The sequence below is a fragment of the Aestuariimicrobium sp. T2.26MG-19.2B genome (genome assembly GCF_950101875.1).
GTDB classification, from domain to species: Bacteria; Actinomycetota; Actinomycetes; order Propionibacteriales; family Propionibacteriaceae; genus Aestuariimicrobium; species Aestuariimicrobium kwangyangense.
This window is the reverse complement of sequence record NZ_CATNLW010000001.1, coordinates 1,533,819-1,549,095: the sequence shown is the minus strand read 5'-3', so window position 1 is coordinate 1,549,095 and position 15,277 is coordinate 1,533,819. Positions and strand designations below refer to the sequence as shown.

Below are 15,277 nucleotides of genomic sequence, written 5' to 3'. Positions count from 1 at the left end.
ATGTCCCAGACCACGAACCAGTCACCCACCAGTGGGACCAGTTACTCCCCCAGTTCGACCGACCTGGGACGACCCAAGGGTTCGCGCCAGTTCGTCGACAACCTGATGCGCGCACTGATCTGGTTCGCCGCGGTGGTCGCGATCATCCCCCTGCTGTGGATCCTGGCGACGGTGTTCACCAAGGGAGCCGCCCTGCTGGTGACGGCCGAACCCGACTACACGCGCATCTGCGTGGTCGAGGCCAAGGCACCCGACGGCGCCCACCAGAACTACCGGCGGGTGCCCGAGTCCCAGTGCAACCAGACCGCCGGAACCGACCAGGCCCAGGCCAAACACATCTGGAGCGTTGGCGGTGCCTACCCGGCCGTCGGCCAGTTCGTGGACTACAACGCCGTCCCCGCCTCGACCTCCGACCCCAACCAGCGCACGTCGACCATCCGCATCAAGGGCCAGACACAGTCGGAGCAGACGGCCCAGGTGGTGGGTATCCCCGGTGGCGACAAGCAGGGCAAGGTGCGCACCTTCAGCCTGCAGTGGTGGACGACCGACCAGTCCCGCACCGACCAGACGAGCCCCAACGGCGGTGCGCTGCACGCCATCGTCGGCACGCTCGAGATCGGCCTGATCACCTCGATCGTCGCCGTCCCCCTCGGCATCCTGGGGGCCATCTACCTGGTGGAGTACGGCCGTGGCAAGCGGCTCGCCCGGCTGGTCAGCTTCATGGTCGACATCCTCACCGGGGTGCCCTCGATCGTGGCCGCGCTGTTCATCTACGCCCTGCTGATCACGGTGTTCGGCATGGGGCGGTCCACCTTCGCCTCGTCGATGGCCCTGGTCCTGCTGATGCTGCCGACGGTGCTGCGCTCGACCGAGGAGATGCTCAAACTGGTGCCCGACTCGTTGCGCGAGGCCTCCTACGCCCTGGGGGTGGCCAAGTGGCGCACCATCCTGCAGGTGGTGGTGCCCACCTCGTTCACCGGTATCGCCACGGGCGTCGTCCTGGGCATGGCCCGGGTGATGGGTGAGACGGCACCCCTGCTGATCCTGCTCAACTACGGCCCCCGGCTCGTCGGCAACCCGTTCGGGTCCAACATGGGCTCGCTGCCGACCATGATCACCGGCGCGGCCAACACCGCCGCCAACTACCCGGGCGCCGAACGCGGCTGGGGAGCAGCCCTCACCCTGATCCTGCTGGTGATGGGACTCAACCTGATCGCCAAGTTCATCGGTGCCCGCACCAAGAAGACCCGCTGAGGAAGACACAATGGCCAAGCGCATCGAGGTCAAGGACCTCAACATCTACTACGGCAGCCACCACGCCGTGCAGTCGGTCAACCTGACGGTCGAACCCAGGTCGGTGACCGCCTTCATCGGGCCGTCCGGGTGTGGCAAGTCCACCGTGCTGCGCACCCTCAACCGCATGCACGAGGTGATTCCCGGCGCCTACTGCGAGGGCGAGGTGCTGCTCGACGGCATCAACCTCTACGGCAAGGACGTCGACCCCGTCGCCGTCCGCCGGCAGGTGGGCATGGTCTTCCAGCGGCCCAACCCCTTCCCGTCGATGTCGATCTACGAGAACGTGGTCGCTGGCCTCAAGCTGAACGGTGTGAAGTCGAAGAAGGTGCTCGACGAGGCGGCCGAGAAGTCGCTGCGCGGGGCAAACCTGTGGAAGGAGGTCAAGGACCGGCTCGACAAGCCCGGGATCGGCCTGTCGGGGGGTCAGCAGCAGCGTCTCTGCATCGCCCGCGCCATCGCCGTCTCGCCCGACGTGCTGCTGATGGACGAACCCTGCTCGGCCCTCGACCCGATCTCGACCCTGGCCATCGAGGACCTGATCCACGAACTCAAGGACGAGTACACCGTGGTGATCGTGACCCACAACATGCAGCAGGCCTCGCGGGTGAGTGACCGCACCGCCTTCTTCAACCTGGCCGCGCAGGGCCAACCCGGCGAGCTGGTGGAGCTGGACGACACCGAGAAGATCTTCTCGAACCCGACCAAGCAGGCCACGGAGGACTACATCACGGGCCGCTTCGGCTGAGCCGGGAGCTGGTGGATTCCTGAAGTTTTGGCGGCCCGTCGACGCTGGGTCAACGCCCCCCGGGGTCGCGGCGTTGACGGGTCACCAACACACCGAGGAGGAACCATGTTCCGCACCACCCTCCGCCGCAGCGCGGCAGCCCTTGCCCTGGGCGTCGCTGTGACGGCCGCACCCGTCGCCCTCGCGACCACGAGTGCCTCCGCCGCAACCCCGTACTGCGGCATCTACTGGGGGTCCCTGGCCAAGTCGTCGTCGAGGATGACCACCAGCACCGTCACCGGCCTGCGTGCCGGTGAACACCCCTGCTACGACCGTCTCGTCGTCGACATCAAGGGCCGGGTCACCGGCTACGACGTGCGCTACGTCTCGCAGATCACCATGGACGCCTCGGGCATGCCCGTCGCCGTCGCCGGTGGGGCCAAACTCCAGGTCATGGTCCGCGCGGCCTCCTGGACCCGTCCCGCCATGCCCAACGTCAGCGGCTACACGACCTTCCGACAGGTGGTCTGGGCCGGCTCCTTCGAGGGCCAGTCCTCCTTCGGTCTGGGTGTGCGGGCTCGGCTGCCGTTCCGAGTGTTCACCCTGTACGACGCCACCACCAACAAGACCCGTGTGGTGGTCGACGTCGCCCACCACTGGTGACCTGACCTCTTCGACCGGTTCCGGACGAGCCTTGCTCAGCCACACCTGACCAGGCCGAGCGACTGTTTCAGCTCGACCACCCGGGTGGCGCTCTGGGCCAGGCGCTGCCGGAACCGGTACGAGGACTGTGCCCGGCCAACCAGCGCGTTCGACATCGTGCCGATGGTCTGGGGGTTGGCGTTGACCACCAGGTCTCCGCCGGCCTCGACGAAGCGGACGGCCCGCTGCCCGCTGGGCACACCCTGGACGGATGCCGCGGCCCCCAGGTCGTCCGAGATCACCACACCCCGGAAACCCAGGTCGCCCCGCAGCATGCCGGTGATGACGGTCGAGGAGAAGACGGCCTGGTTGTCGGGGTCGATGCGGGTGTAGAACGCGCTCGAGATCATCACCGAACTGGCCCCTGCCCGGATGCCCGCGCGGAAGACGGCCAGCCCGGCATCGTCGCGGGCGATGGTGGTGTCGGTGGCTGCGGCGAAGTCGGTGTTGGAGGTGACCTGGCCCAACCCCGGGAAGTGCTTCAGGCTGCTGGCCACCCCCGCTCGGTCGAGACCGGTGACCACTCCGGCGACCAAGGGCGCCGCCTGGCTGCTGGTGGTGGCGTAGTTGCGACCCAGTCGTCCGATCGGTTCGTTGGTGGTCAGCTTGTCGGCCGGCACCACGTCGGCAACCGGTGCCAGGTCGTAGCGCACCCCCACCGCCGTCATCTGTCCTCCCCACTTCGTCCAGTTGGAGGTCAGCTGCGCGGGCGTCAGGGTGCCCTGGGCGCGGGCACTGGGGATCGGTGGCAGGCCGGGGCCTTGCAGTCGCTGGATGCTTCCGCCCTCCTGGTCAGCCGCGACCACCACGGGCACCGCCATGTTGAGACCCGTCAGCCGACTGGTCGAGGCGCGCACCTGGGAGGCGCCGTCCCAGCTGCCGAGCAGCACGGCCGAACCCACCTGGTAGCGCTCCATCACGGCCAGCTGGTCATCGCTGACCGGAGCCCCGTTCACCCCCATCATCAACAGTTGCCCCGCCTGCTGCCTGGCCGTCATCTGGTCGACCACCTGCCGGCAGGCCGACGGCGGGGTCGGTCGTTGCCCGGGCGCGGTGCTGGCCGGTGGCGTGGAGGCACCGCTGGAGTGCGCCGTCGAAGGGGGACTCGTCCTGCTGGCGGACGCGCTTCCCGGTGGGCTCGACGCCGGGGTCGAGGTCTGGTGCCCCACCGCAGTGGTGGACGACTGCGAGGTGGCGGGCGTCGGCACGGAGGGAGGTCGGCTGCCCCCGGTGGTGGTGACCCCGGTCGAGGGCGCCGTGGTGGGCACCCCGCTGCAGGCCGCCAGGCCGAGGGTGAGTGAGCCTGCCAGCAGTAGCGAGGGAGCGAGTCGCAGCCGTCGGGTCATCACCCCTCCTGTGCCTGGTTGGTCCGAGGGCTCCGGCTGGGCAGTTGTTCGACCAGCCCGAGCAGGGCGTTCTCGATCACCTCGGTCAGCGCGGGATGGATCCAGTACTGGCCTCGCGCCATCGTCTCGATGTCGGTGCCCAGGCTCATGGCCTGCACGCACAACTGCACCAGCGAGGCGGCTTGGGGACCCATCACGTGCGCGCCCAACAGTTGGCCGGTGTGTGGGTCGGCCAGCAGTTTCACACAATGGGTGCGGTCCTCCAGTGCCCACCCGAAGGCGACGTCGCCGTACTCCTGCACCTTGACGATGTGGTCGATGCCGGCAGCCTCGAGTTGCGCCTGGGTCAGGCCCACCTGGCCGATCTGCGGGTCGGAGAAGACCGCGCAGGGCACGAAGCGGTGGTCGGCGCGCACCCACTCGTCCCTCGGGTGGGAGAGATTGTGCTGCACCACCCGCATCTCGTGGTTGGCCACGTGCTTGAGCTGCCAGCGCGAACAGATGTCACCCAGTGCCCAGATGTGGTCGACGGAGGTTCGCTGGTACTCGTCGACGACCACGTATCCGGCGGCGTCGACGTCGACACCCGCGCGGCCGACCTCGAGGCGGTCGGAGTTCGAGACCCGGCCCGTCGAGTTGAGCACCAGGTCGGCCTCGTGGCGCAGTTCGGTGCCATCGGCGGTGGTGGTCACGACGACGACGGTCCCGGCTTGCGTGGCGGAGGCGGCCACCCGCTCCAGACGCACCACCTGTTGGTTGAGCTGCAGGGTGACCCGCTCACCGAGGGCGGCGGTGAACCGATGCGAGATGGTCTCGTCTGCCTTCTTCAGCAACCGGTCACCGCGGTGGACGAGGGTGACCTCCGCCCCGAAGGAGGCGAAGACGTGGGCGAACTCGGCGGCGACGAAGCCTGCGCCGAGGATCACGATCCGTCGAGGCAGGGCCGGGATGCGCATCACCGTGTTCGAGGTGTGCACCAGTCCCGCCTGCACGGCCTCGTCGAAGCCCGGCACCTCGAGTTGGTGGGGACGCGAACCGGCGGCGAGCACGAACTGCTCGGCCCGCACCTGGGTACCGTCGGCCAGCCGCAGCGTGTGCGCGTCGACGAAGGTGGCGTGCTGGCGGTACACGTCCACCCAGGACTGCTGCTCGCGCCACTGCAGCCCTCCGGTCGAGATGGCGTCGATGCGACCGAAGATGCGATCGCGCACCTCGTCGAACCGCACTCCCCGCAGGTCGAGGTCGACCCCCAGCCGGTGCGCCTCGTGCGGGCTGGCGGCCAGGTCGGCGGGCAGCACGAACATCTTGGTGGGGATGCAGCCGACGTTGAGGCAGGTGCCACCGAACACCGGGGCCCCGAGTTCGGCGTTCACACCCTCGTCGACCAAGGCCACCCGCAAGCCCGAGAAACGCTCGTCGAGCAGGGAGTTGCCCGACCCCGAACCGATCACGCACAGGTCGTACGGGGCGGGCTGCTGCTGCGCCGGAACAGGAGTCATGGCGCCAGTCTTGCACGCCCTAGAATCGGCCCATGAACACCCCAGGAACCGGCAGCCGAGAACCCGGCGCACCAGAACCCGGCAGTTGGGCGTTGGTCACGGGCGCCTCCGGCGGACTCGGTGAGGCCTTCGTCGACCACTTGGCCACCAAGGGCGTCAACGTGGTCGTGACCGGCCGACGCGCCGACGCACTCGAGCGGACGGCCCAGCGGGCGCGGGCGAAGGGTGTCGAGGCGTTGGTGCTGACGTGCGACCTCGGCGTCAAGGAGGAACGCGACGAACTCGTCGCCGAGATCTCGCGGCGCGGGCTGCGGGTGCAGACGCTGGTGAACAACGCCGGCTTCGGCACCATCGGTGATTTCGCCGCCGGTGACCCGGCACGCCACCTCGAGAAGGTGCGCGTGAACTGTGAGGCGCTCACCGACCTCACCCAGCGCTACCTGCCGGGCATGCTGCAGCAGCATCGCGGCACCATCATCAACGTCTCGTCGACCGCCAGCTTCCAGCCCCTGCCGGGGATGGCCGTCTACGCCGCCACCAAGGCCTATGTGCGCTCCTTCTCGGAGGCACTGTGGCATGAGCTCAAGGGCACCGGGGTCAGGGTGGTGACCCTGTGCCCCGGCCCGACCGAGACCGGGTTCTTCGAGGTGGCCGGTGACTCGAAGGCGCTGGGGTGGCGCCGTACTCCCGAGCAGGTGGTCGACACCTGTTTCCGTGGACTCGGGCGTGGCCTGCCCACCGTGGTGGACGGCCCGCTCAACCTGGCCCAGGCCGTGGCGGGCCGGTTGGCCCCGACGAGGCTGGGGCTGGCCATCTCCCACCGGGTGATGCAGCAGCGCTGACGCCGGTCCGCGCCGGCAGGGCCCTCAGCGCACCAAGGACCTCAGCGCACCAGGAACAGTTTCACGACCTGCAACTGGCCGTCCTTGGGCGAGGTGTACTCCAGGTGCAGGGCGTACGATCCGGCCGCCAGGTCGGGACCCTGGATGGTGAACGGCGTGTAGCCACCCGCGGGTTTGCCGAAGGTCACCGCCTTCCATCCCGACGCGGAGGCACCCTTGGCGACGATCGACCACGACAGTCCGTCCGTGCCGGTCAGGGCCGTCGTCTTGACCTGACCGGTGATCGTCACCGGCGAGGTGATCGCCTCTCCGTACTCGAAGGAGTCGACGATGACGTCGGTGAGCGGCTCGACCCCGGAGCGGGTGAAGTCGGTACTGGGGGCACCGACCAGCGGCAGGTTGGGTGAACCGTCCACCAGGATGCGCACCACCTTCTGTCCATTGCGATCGCCGACGGCGGCGGTGGCGGTGTAGGTCACCTGGTTGATGCCCTGCAGCACCTGCGCCCTGGTCTGCATCGACCCGAAAGCTGTCTTCGACAGGTCGAGCGTGATCCGGTTGCCCGCCACCTGGGCCGAGTTCACCTGTCCACCCGACCATCGCGAGCTGTAGCTGGGATCGAGCGGTGCCACGTTGAGCACGGCGGCGACGGCGGTGGTCAGCCGGTCGGTCTGGGTCGGCAGGTCACGGAACTCGCGGGCCAGTGAGCCGTGGGAGTCGACGTAGTAGACGGCCACCTCGCGGTTGATGGTGGGGATGGACGGGGGGCCGGTGGGGGCCTGCGAGGTCATCGACGGCGAGGACGCGGGTGAGGTCGCGCTGGACGCGGCCGGGTTGGGCAGCAACCCCGGCGCCAGCAGCGGCAGCGCCACCCCGACCGCCACGGCGGCGACGGCCACGGCGGCCAGCCAGCGGAAGGTTCCCGAACGCGGGCGCTCGTCCTCGATGCGTGACTCCTCGGCGACCGCCCACAGGTCCGCGAAGCGGTCCGAGGGGCGCACCCTGTCACCCTCGCGCCGCAGCACCTGGCGCAACAGTTGGGTGTACTCGTCCTCCGGCAAGTCGCCCAGAGGCATCGGTTCGTCCATCACCGCCCCTCCCTCACGACCGGCGCCAGGGACTGGCGCAATGCCTGCATGCCGCGGTGGGCGTGTGACTTGACGGCGCCCTTCGAGATGCCGAGGGTCTCCGCGATCTCGGCCTCGCTGGCCTGGGAGTAGAAGCGAAGGATCAACACCTCTCGCTGGCGTTGGGGGAGCGTTCGCAGAGCCATCATCACCTCGTCATGGGTCTCGCCTCGGTCGAGGGCTGCCTCGGGGGTCTCGACCCCGGCCCGTGGGTCGGGACGATACCGGTTCACCACGGCCCGGTGGCGGTGCACCGACCGGCAGCGGTTGACCACGGTCATCCGCAGGTAGGCGGCGGCGTGTTCCATCGAGTCGAACTGTTCCCGCCGGTGGTGCACCGCAACCAGGCCGTCCTGCACCACTTCCTCGGCCTGGTCGGACGAGCCGAGCAGCAACGAGGCCAGGCGCACCATGCCAGCCCAGTGGGCGGTGTAGAGGTCGCGCAGCCAGACCTCGCCGGTGGTGTCACGATCCATCGGACGCCTCGTCCACACGGTGGTCGTCACCGGTCGTTCCAGCAGGATCGTCACACCCCGGCAACGTCCGGGACACGGCTGCGGTTGTCATCGGGAGGAGTTTTCCAGTTGGGGGGTTCGTGCAACCGGTCGGTCGCGCTCAGATCCCCGCGTACGAGTGCAACCCGTTGATGAACAGGTTGACGCCGATGAAGTTGAACCAGAACGAGGCCATGCCCACCAGGGCGATGATGGCCGCATTGCGGCCCTTCCACCCGGCAGTGGCCCGCGCGTGCAGGTAGCCGGCGTAGACCACCCAGGTGATCAGGGCCCAGGTCTCCTTGGGGTCCCACCCCCAGTACCGCCCCCAGGCGTACTCGGCCCAGATCGACCCGGCTGCGACGGTGAAGGTCCACACGGGGAAGCCGAACGCGTGCAGCCGGTAGGCGAGGGTGTCGAGCCTGTCGAGGGAGGGGACCCGGGCCAGGAAGCCGGTGAGCACCGGGTCGGTCCGCTGGCGACGACGGCTGCGGGTGAGCACCGCCGTGGTGCCACCGGTGGGCACCACCTCGGTGTGCGAGGCCGGGAGCGACGACCCCGGCTCGCCGCCCTCGTCGCTCACGACGGGTGCGGTGGGCGTCGCCCGGTTCACGGCCCGCGACTTGAGCAGGTAGACCAGGGAGGCCAGTCCGCCGACGTTGAAAGCGGCCGCGGAGATGCAGGCGGCGACGATGTGGATCACGAACCAGATGGAGTGCAGGGCGGGTACAAGCGGGGCCACGGCCACGTAGAAGACGGTGGCGGCAAGGCCCTGCCCGATCGCCAGCAGCAGGGTGACGGGGCCGCCGAGCCACCGCAGCCCGAAACGCCACACCCCCACCAGGAAGGCCATCACCACGAAGGCCAGCGCCGAGATCACGAACTCGTACATGTTGCCCCACGGCGCCCGACCGGCCGCCAGCCCGCGCGTGACGACCCCGAACAGGTGTGCGGCAGCCGCCAGCACCGTCAACGAGATACCGAACCGCCCGGCCTGGTCACCGCGCAGGCGGGCCGGGTCGTGGTCGTCGGCCTGGTCGGCGTTCCCGGCAACGGGCACCCCCCGCAGGAAGGCCCACTCGGCCGCGTGGCAGAGGAAGGCGACCAGGTAGAGCACCGCGGAGGTGACGATCGCGAGCGCGGAGTAGTTGGTCAACGTCATGGCGTGGCCTCCTGATCGGTCGGGTTGTCGGGGTCGGCGCCGGTGGCGACCAACAGGTCGGCCACGTCGTCGGAGAGTCCCAGGCGGGAGTCGGCGCGGTCGAGACCAGCCGCCTCCACCAGCAGTGTGCCCGTATCGGCTTCGCGGCGCAGCTTCACGAACAGTCGACGGGGTCGGACGAACAGGCTGAGGCAGATGCCGAACACCCCCAGGGCGAGCGATCCGAAGACCAAGGGCAGCCCCGGCGCGCGGGAGAACTGCATCTTCGTCCAGCGCTGGTAGCCGCGGAAGGTGATCGAACCCTGCTTGTCCGGCAGCTGGTAGGTGTCGCCGGGCTTGAGCCGCAGCCGGAGCAGGTCGTTGCCGTTCTTGATCTGGGTGAGGCCGGTGGTGTCGAGCACGTAGACGTTCTCGGGACGACCCGTCTCCTGCTTCGGCTTGCCCGACCAGGCGTTGAGGAAGAGTTCGGGGTTCAGGGCGTCGGGGAACAGTGAGCGCGGGCCGGCGGCGTCGACCGTCGCGGTCGGCAGCAACCAGCCCTCGAAGGCGAGCCGCTCGGGCCGGGCGTCAGGGGCCTTGATGACTCCTGCCGACTTGAAGTTGCCATCCTGGGGCAGGAACACCACCGGGCCCGCGAACGCCAGGTTGCCCGAGCCGTCGCGCACCTCGACGTTGGCCGCATAGCCATGGCTGATCAGGTGGATCGTGGTGCCGTGCACGTTCAGGGGGTGGTTCACCTCGATGGTGCGTCTGCTGCTCGAGGCGTCACCGCTGGCCGACTGCTCGGTGACGGTGACGTCGGCGCGGAACTCGCGGGCGGCCCCGGTCTGCACCGGTCCGGTCTCGAAGGTGGCGGTGAACCGGTTGAGCACCAGCGAGAAGGGGGGCAGGTGGTCGGTGTTCACGGCGGCCCCGGCGTGGAACTCGTCGTACTGGGTGATGTTGTTCGAGAAGCCTTGTCCCTCGACCACGATGGCCGATCCCTTCGATCCCCACAGGGTGTTCCAGGCGACGCCGACCAGCACCACCACCAGGCTCACGTGGAAGAGCAGGTTGCCGAACTCGCGCAGGTAGCCGCGCTCGGCGCTCAGTCCGACGGTGCCGTCGGGCAGGTCGGTCCTGCGCGTGCGGAAACGCTTGCGGCGCAGCCACCCCTCGGCCGCGGCCACGACCTCGTTCGCCTCGACGCCGGTCAGCTCCCCGCGTCCCCACTCGGGCAGCCGGTCGAGTCGGCTGGGCAGCGCCGGAGGGGGGTTGCGCAGGGCGCGGGCGTAGACCATGACGCGCGGCAGGATGCAGCCGACGAGGCTGACGAACAGCAGCAGGTAGATGGCGGAGAACCACACCGAGGTGAACACGTCGTACATGCCCAGGAAGCGGTAGACCTTGTCGAGCCCCGGCTGGTCACGCGCGATCTGGGCGACGCGCGAGGGCGAGGTCGACGACTGCGGCACCAGCGATCCGGGGATCGCGGCGAAGGCCAGCAGGAACAGCAACACCAGGGCCGTGCGCATGCTGGTGAGCTGGGTCCACAACCAGCGCGCCATGCCGACGAAGCCGATCTCGGGTGCTTGGTCACTCATCAGATCGGTGTCCCCCAGTTGACGACGACCTGCCGTAGTTCGGCCATGGCCCGGTCCCACACCCCACTCACCAGGGCGATCCCGACCAGCACCATCAGCGCTGCTCCCCCGACTTGGAAGACCCGTTGGTGCCGCTGGACGAAACCGACGAGCCGGCCGAAGGAGCTGAAGGCCACGGCGGCCAGCAGGAACGGGATGCCCAGCCCCAGTGCGTAGACGAAGGCGAGCAGGGCACCGCGTCCGGCGGAGCCCTCCGTGAAGGCCAAGGAGAGCACCACCGACAGCGCCGGGCCGATGCAGGGTGTCCACCCGATCGCGAAGACCAGTCCCAGCACGGGGGCCATCGCGACCCCCACCTTGGGGGCGCGGCTCAGTTTGATCGTGCCCTGCCCGATCGGCAGCCAGCCGGCGAACAACAGACCCAACCCGATGATCACGACCCCGGCGATGACCGAGATCAGGCGCTGGTGCACCAACAGGGTTCCGCCGAGGCCGCCGACGGTCGCCCCGGTGAGCGTGAAGACGACCGCGAAGCCGAGCACGAACAGGGCGGTGCCCGCCACCATCCGGCCGCGGGGGGTTCGTCCGGCCGAGATCTCACTGACGCCCAGACCGGTGGCGTACGACAGGTAGCCCGGCAGCAGGGGCAGGCAGCACGGCGAGAAGAAGCTGACCACCCCGGCCAGCAGGGCGACGGGCAGGGCGAGCAGCAGCCCACCCTGGATGGAACTCTCGATCCACCCCTGCAGGGGAACGAGCACCTGGAGCGGCGTCACTTGCCCGCCACCAGGTCACCGATGGCAGTCACCAGGGTCGAGGTGGACACCTGACCGAGCACTCGTCCGGCAATTCCGCCGCTGGGGTCGACGAGCAGGGTCGAGGGGATGGCCTTGGGGGGCAGATCGGTCAGCTTCATCAACAGCGCACCGTCGGGGTCGTAGAAGCTGGGCCACGTGAGCCCGAACGAACGGACGAAGCTCTGCGCGGGCGCCCGGTCGAGGTCGCGGGTGTTGATGCCGATGAAGTCGGCGACGTCGGCGGTCTTCCTGGCCGCTTCGAGCAGGTGACCGGCCTCGGCCCGGCAGGGCGAGCACCACGACCCCCACACGTTGATCACCAAGACCCGACCCTTGCGGCCCTGTGTGGTGAGCGCCAACTGGTCGAGGTCGTGCCCCGACAGCACGGGCAACTGCTTGCGTTGGCCCACCGCCACCCGGGTGAAGCTGCCGTCGCCCTGCGCGAAGCCGGTGTCGGAGCTCGCCGACGGATTCGAGGAGCACGCCACCAGACCGAGCGAGGAGGCAGCGGCCAGACCGGTCAGCAGACCTCGACGCGACAGCGAGCGCGCGGCACCGGGCCGGGGCGCCCGGAGGGGTTCGACCATGGTCACGATCCCGAGCTGAAGCTCTTGCCGCGGTCCTTGGCCTTGACCAGGTCGCCCGCGGGCTCGGTGTACGAGACCCGGACGACGCGCCCCTCGCGCAGGTGCAGCGTGGTCACCGAGGCGACATTGCACTGGCGCTTGCGGGGGTCGTGCACCAGCCGGCGACCCTCGGCGTCGAGTCGTGCGATCCAGATCGGCAACTGGTGGCTGACCACGACCGCCTGTCCCCCCTCACCGGCCGCGACCGCGGCCTCGGCCACCGCCTCGACCATGCGGTCGCGCACGTGGGTGAAGGGTTCACCCCAGCTGGGACGCAGCGGGTTGCGCAGCTTCCACCAGTTGGCGGGCTTGCGCAGTGCCTGGTTGCCAGCGCCGAAGACCTGCCCCTCGAAGTCGTTGACGGCCTCGATCACACCGGGCTCCGCGACCACCTCGAGTTCGGGGTGGGCGGCCGCGATCGGGGTGATCGTCTCGCGGGCACGTTCCAGCGGTGAACAGCGCAGCGCGGTCAGGGGGACGTCGGCGAACCACTCCCCGAGCCGGTCGGCCATGGCTCGTCCGTTGTCGGAGAGGTGGAAATCGGGCAGGCGCCCGTACAACACACCGGTCGGGTTGAACACCTCGCCGTGGCGCACCAGGTGCACCAGTGTGTCCGTGGGCGGAGCCACCTTCACTGCTGTCGCCGTCCCTTCTGGTCGATGGCGTGCCGGGCTGCGGCTGCGGCCGCCGGCAGTGCCCCCACGATACGTGCCACCGCCGAATCGTCATGAGCAGCGCTCAGGAACCAGCACTCGTAGCCGCTGGGGGGCAGGTAGACCCCTTGGTCGAGCATGGAGTGGAAGAACGCGGCGAAGGCCTCGGACGACTGTTCGCCGGCCTCGACGTGGTTGGTGACGGGCCGCTCGGTGCCCACCTCGCCGTCGAACAGGAAGACCGAGAACATCGACCCGGCCGAGTTGATGGTGTGCTGCACCCCCGCCGCGGTCAGTGCCTGTGAGGCAGCGGCACGCAGGGTGTCGGCGGTGCGGTCGAGGTGCTGGTAGACCTCGTCGGTGGCCAGCCGCAGGGTGGTCGCACCGGCGGCGCAGGCCACTGGATTGCCCGACAGGGTGCCCGCCTGGTAGACCCCACCGACCGGGGAGAGGTGGGCCATCACGTCGGCTCGGCCCCCGAAGGCAGCGGCCGGGAACCCGCCACCCATCACCTTGCCGAAGGTCATCAGGTCGGGCACCACGCGGTCGAGGCCGTACTGGCCCTGGCTGCTCACCCGGAAGCCGGTCATCACCTCGTCGGAGATGAACAGCGCACCGTTGGCGCGGGCGACCCGGGCGAGGAAGGCGTTGAAGGGCTCCGGGCTGCCATCGGGTCCGGGAGCGGTCGACGGGGGCAGGCAGCCGGTGTTGCCGGGAGCCGCCTCGGTGATCACGGCGGCGACCTGGCCCGGGTGGGCCGCGAACGCTGCCTCGACCCCGTCGCGGTCGTTGTAGGTGACCACGATGGTGTCGTGGGTCGTGGCCTCGGTGACCCCGGGGGACGAGGGCACGGTCTGGTCGCCGGCCTCTCGCAGGGTCAGCAGACCCGAACCCGCCTGCACCAGCAGGGAGTCGACGTGACCGTGGTAGCAGCCGGCGAACTTGATGATCTTGGCCCGGCCGGTCACGCCCCGGGCGAGCCGGAGCACGCTCATGGTGGCCTCGGTGCCCGAGTTCACCAGGCGCACCTGTTCGACGGGGGTGCGCTCGACGATCAGTTCGCCCAACTCCACCTCCGCCCGGGTGGGGGCGCCGAAGCTCGTCCCGTGCGCGGCGGCCCGTCCGACGGCGGCCAAGACCTCGGGGTGGGCGTGGCCGAGCAGCATCGGCCCCCAGGAGCAGACGAGGTCGACGAGGCGGTTGCCGTCCTCATCGGTGACGTAGGCACCCTTCGCGGAGGCCATGAAGCGCGGGGTGCCACCGACGGAGCGGAAGGCCCGCACAGGCGAGTTCACCCCGCCCGGGATGACACGCTGGGCACGGGCGAAGAGTTCGGCCGAGGTGGAGTCGATCATGGTGGTGTCCCTTCGGGTCAGCGGTGGTTGCGGTGCCAGTACTGCTCGGCCCACTCCAGCGCCCAGTAGCTGAGCACGGCGTCCGCCCCGGCGCGAACGATCGACAGCAGGGTCTCGTCGATGGCGCGACCACGGTCGAGCCACCCGTTCCGGGCGGCGGCCTCGACCATGGCGTACTCCCCCGACACGTTGTAGGCGGCCACCGGCACCTCGACGGAGTCGCGCACCCTGGCCAGCACGTCGAGGTAGGGCAGGGCCGGCTTGACCATGATCATGTCGGCCCCCTCGGCGATGTCGGCGAAGACCTCGCGCAGGGCCTCCCGGGTGTTCGCGGGGTCCTGCTGGTAGGTGAGCCGGTCGCCGGTCAGGGACGACGAGACCGCCTCCCGGAAGGGCCCGTAGAAGGCGCTGGCGAACTTCGCCGCGTACGCGAGGATGATGGTGTCGGTGTGCCCGCTGGACTCAAGGGCCTGCCGAATCGCGCCGACCTGGCCGTCCATCATGCCGCTGGGAGCGACGACGTGGGCACCGGCCTCGGCGTGCAGGGTCGCCATCGCCGCGTAGATCTGCACCGTGGAGTCGTTGTCGACCACCCCGGCGCGGTCGAGAACGCCGCAGTGGCCGTGGTCGGTGAACTCGTCGAGACAGACGTCGGTCATCACCAGGGTCTGGTCGCCGACCTCCGATCGGACGGCCCGGATCGCGCGGGTGAGGATGCCGTTCTCGTCCACGGCCCCGCTGCCCCGGGCGTCCTTGTGCTCGGGCACGCCGAACAGCATCACCCCGGCCAGGCCGGCCTCGGCCGCCCGCTGAGCGGTGGCCTTGAGCGAGTCGAGGGTGTGCTGCACCACTCCCGGCATCGAGGTGATGGGCCGGTCGTCGGTGATGCCCTCGGCGACGAAGACCGGGAGGATCAGCTGGCCCGGATGCACCCGGTGCTCGCGCACCATGCCTCGCACCACCGGGTTGCTGCGCAGGCGCCGCGGACGATGGGCCAGTTCGAGGGCGAACTGGTGGGGATCGGTGAACTGGTCAGCGGGCACAGGAGGACGGCCAATCGGTGGGGTGCGG

Annotated in this window: 15 protein-coding genes; 4 read left to right on the top strand and 11 right to left on the bottom strand. The window is 69.6% G+C overall.

Annotation, left to right across the window (positions count from 1 at the left end):
- The 3 genes from pstA (at position 1) to QQZ11_RS06945 (ending at position 2,683) form a co-directional block, all read left to right on the top strand.
- Complete coding sequence (gene pstA / locus QQZ11_RS06955; protein ID WP_342395065.1) at positions 1-1,254, top strand: phosphate ABC transporter permease PstA; 1,254 nt, start codon at positions 1-3, stop codon at positions 1,252-1,254.
- A 10-nt stretch (positions 1,255-1,264) separates the two neighbouring features.
- The gene (gene pstB / locus QQZ11_RS06950) at positions 1,265-2,041 is read left to right on the top strand and encodes a phosphate ABC transporter ATP-binding protein PstB (RefSeq protein WP_022911127.1); all 777 of its coding nucleotides are present in this window, start codon (positions 1,265-1,267) and stop codon (positions 2,039-2,041) included.
- Positions 2,042-2,146: 105 nt separating this feature from the next.
- On the top strand, positions 2,147-2,683 hold the full coding sequence (locus tag QQZ11_RS06945) for an AMIN-like domain-containing (lipo)protein (RefSeq protein WP_022911128.1): 537 nt from the start codon (positions 2,147-2,149) through the stop codon (positions 2,681-2,683).
- Between the two features lie 35 nt (positions 2,684-2,718).
- On the opposite strand, the gene QQZ11_RS06940 is transcribed toward QQZ11_RS06945, so the two are convergent.
- Both QQZ11_RS06940 and QQZ11_RS06935 read right to left on the bottom strand, forming a co-directional pair.
- Entirely contained in the window at positions 2,719-4,068 is a 1,350-nt protein-coding gene (locus QQZ11_RS06940; protein WP_284549505.1) for a glycoside hydrolase family 3 N-terminal domain-containing protein, read from the bottom strand.
- Positions 4,068-5,567, bottom strand: a complete 1,500-nt coding sequence (locus QQZ11_RS06935) for a mycothione reductase (protein ID WP_284549504.1) — start codon at positions 5,565-5,567, stop codon at positions 4,068-4,070. Before QQZ11_RS06935 ends, QQZ11_RS06940 begins: the two co-directional genes overlap by 1 nt.
- A 32-nt stretch (positions 5,568-5,599) precedes the next feature.
- Between QQZ11_RS06935 and QQZ11_RS06930 the strand changes: the two genes are divergently transcribed.
- On the top strand, positions 5,600-6,409 hold the full coding sequence (locus QQZ11_RS06930) for an SDR family NAD(P)-dependent oxidoreductase (RefSeq protein ID WP_284549502.1): 810 nt from the start codon (positions 5,600-5,602) through the stop codon (positions 6,407-6,409).
- Between the two features lie 41 nt (positions 6,410-6,450).
- On the opposite strand, the gene QQZ11_RS06925 is transcribed toward QQZ11_RS06930, so the two are convergent.
- From QQZ11_RS06925 to hemB, 9 genes are all read right to left on the bottom strand, one after another.
- Positions 6,451-7,497, bottom strand: a complete 1,047-nt coding sequence (locus tag QQZ11_RS06925; protein WP_284549501.1) for a GerMN domain-containing protein — start codon at positions 7,495-7,497, stop codon at positions 6,451-6,453.
- On the bottom strand, positions 7,497-8,042 hold the full coding sequence (locus QQZ11_RS06920) for an RNA polymerase sigma factor (protein ID WP_245558931.1): 546 nt from the start codon (positions 8,040-8,042) through the stop codon (positions 7,497-7,499). The genes QQZ11_RS06925 and QQZ11_RS06920 overlap by 1 nt, the downstream gene beginning before the upstream one ends.
- A 109-nt stretch (positions 8,043-8,151) precedes the next feature.
- The gene (gene ccsB / locus QQZ11_RS06915) at positions 8,152-9,192 is read right to left on the bottom strand and encodes a c-type cytochrome biogenesis protein CcsB (protein WP_022911132.1); all 1,041 of its coding nucleotides are present in this window, start codon (positions 9,190-9,192) and stop codon (positions 8,152-8,154) included.
- The gene (gene resB, locus QQZ11_RS06910) at positions 9,189-10,775 is read right to left on the bottom strand and encodes a cytochrome c biogenesis protein ResB (protein WP_284549500.1); all 1,587 of its coding nucleotides are present in this window, start codon (positions 10,773-10,775) and stop codon (positions 9,189-9,191) included. The genes ccsB and resB overlap by 4 nt, the downstream gene beginning before the upstream one ends.
- Positions 10,775-11,500: a cytochrome c biogenesis CcdA family protein gene (locus tag QQZ11_RS06905; protein WP_446698839.1), complete on the bottom strand. Its 726-nt coding sequence runs from the start codon at positions 11,498-11,500 to the stop codon at positions 10,775-10,777. The genes resB and QQZ11_RS06905 overlap by 1 nt, the downstream gene beginning before the upstream one ends.
- Before the next feature lie 47 nt (positions 11,501-11,547).
- On the bottom strand, positions 11,548-12,159 hold the full coding sequence (locus QQZ11_RS06900) for a TlpA family protein disulfide reductase (protein WP_284549498.1): 612 nt from the start codon (positions 12,157-12,159) through the stop codon (positions 11,548-11,550).
- 2 nt (positions 12,160-12,161) lie between these two features.
- Complete coding sequence (locus tag QQZ11_RS06895) at positions 12,162-12,833, bottom strand: histidine phosphatase family protein (RefSeq protein ID WP_446698818.1); 672 nt, start codon at positions 12,831-12,833, stop codon at positions 12,162-12,164.
- A complete protein-coding gene (gene hemL / locus QQZ11_RS06890) occupies positions 12,830-14,206 on the bottom strand; it encodes a glutamate-1-semialdehyde 2,1-aminomutase (RefSeq protein ID WP_284549494.1) in 1,377 nt (458 codons plus the stop codon). The genes QQZ11_RS06895 and hemL overlap by 4 nt, the downstream gene beginning before the upstream one ends.
- Positions 14,207-14,223: 17 nt before the next feature.
- Positions 14,224-15,249: a porphobilinogen synthase gene (gene hemB, locus QQZ11_RS06885; RefSeq protein WP_284549493.1), complete on the bottom strand. Its 1,026-nt coding sequence runs from the start codon at positions 15,247-15,249 to the stop codon at positions 14,224-14,226.
- Between the last annotated feature and the right edge of the window lie 28 nt (positions 15,250-15,277).

Bases quoted from the DNA above. Each gene is read 5' to 3' on its own strand.
- pstA (WP_342395065.1), top strand. From the start codon at position 1: ATGTCCCAGACCACGAACCAGTCACCCACCAGTGGGACCAGTTACTCC.
- pstB (WP_022911127.1), top strand. From the start codon at position 1,265: ATGGCCAAGCGCATCGAGGTCAAGGACCTCAACATCTACTACGGCAGC.
- QQZ11_RS06945 (WP_022911128.1), top strand. From the start codon at position 2,147: ATGTTCCGCACCACCCTCCGCCGCAGCGCGGCAGCCCTTGCCCTGGGC.
- QQZ11_RS06940 (WP_284549505.1), bottom strand. From the start codon at position 4,068: ATGACCCGACGGCTGCGACTCGCTCCCTCGCTACTGCTGGCAGGCTCA.
- QQZ11_RS06935 (WP_284549504.1), bottom strand. From the start codon at position 5,567: ATGACTCCTGTTCCGGCGCAGCAGCAGCCCGCCCCGTACGACCTGTGC.
- QQZ11_RS06930 (WP_284549502.1), top strand. From the start codon at position 5,600: ATGAACACCCCAGGAACCGGCAGCCGAGAACCCGGCGCACCAGAACCC.
- QQZ11_RS06925 (WP_284549501.1), bottom strand. From the start codon at position 7,497: ATGGACGAACCGATGCCTCTGGGCGACTTGCCGGAGGACGAGTACACC.
- ccsB (WP_022911132.1), bottom strand. From the start codon at position 9,192: ATGACGTTGACCAACTACTCCGCGCTCGCGATCGTCACCTCCGCGGTG.
- resB (WP_284549500.1), bottom strand. From the start codon at position 10,775: ATGAGTGACCAAGCACCCGAGATCGGCTTCGTCGGCATGGCGCGCTGG.
- QQZ11_RS06900 (WP_284549498.1), bottom strand. From the start codon at position 12,159: ATGGTCGAACCCCTCCGGGCGCCCCGGCCCGGTGCCGCGCGCTCGCTG.
- hemL (WP_284549494.1), bottom strand. From the start codon at position 14,206: ATGATCGACTCCACCTCGGCCGAACTCTTCGCCCGTGCCCAGCGTGTC.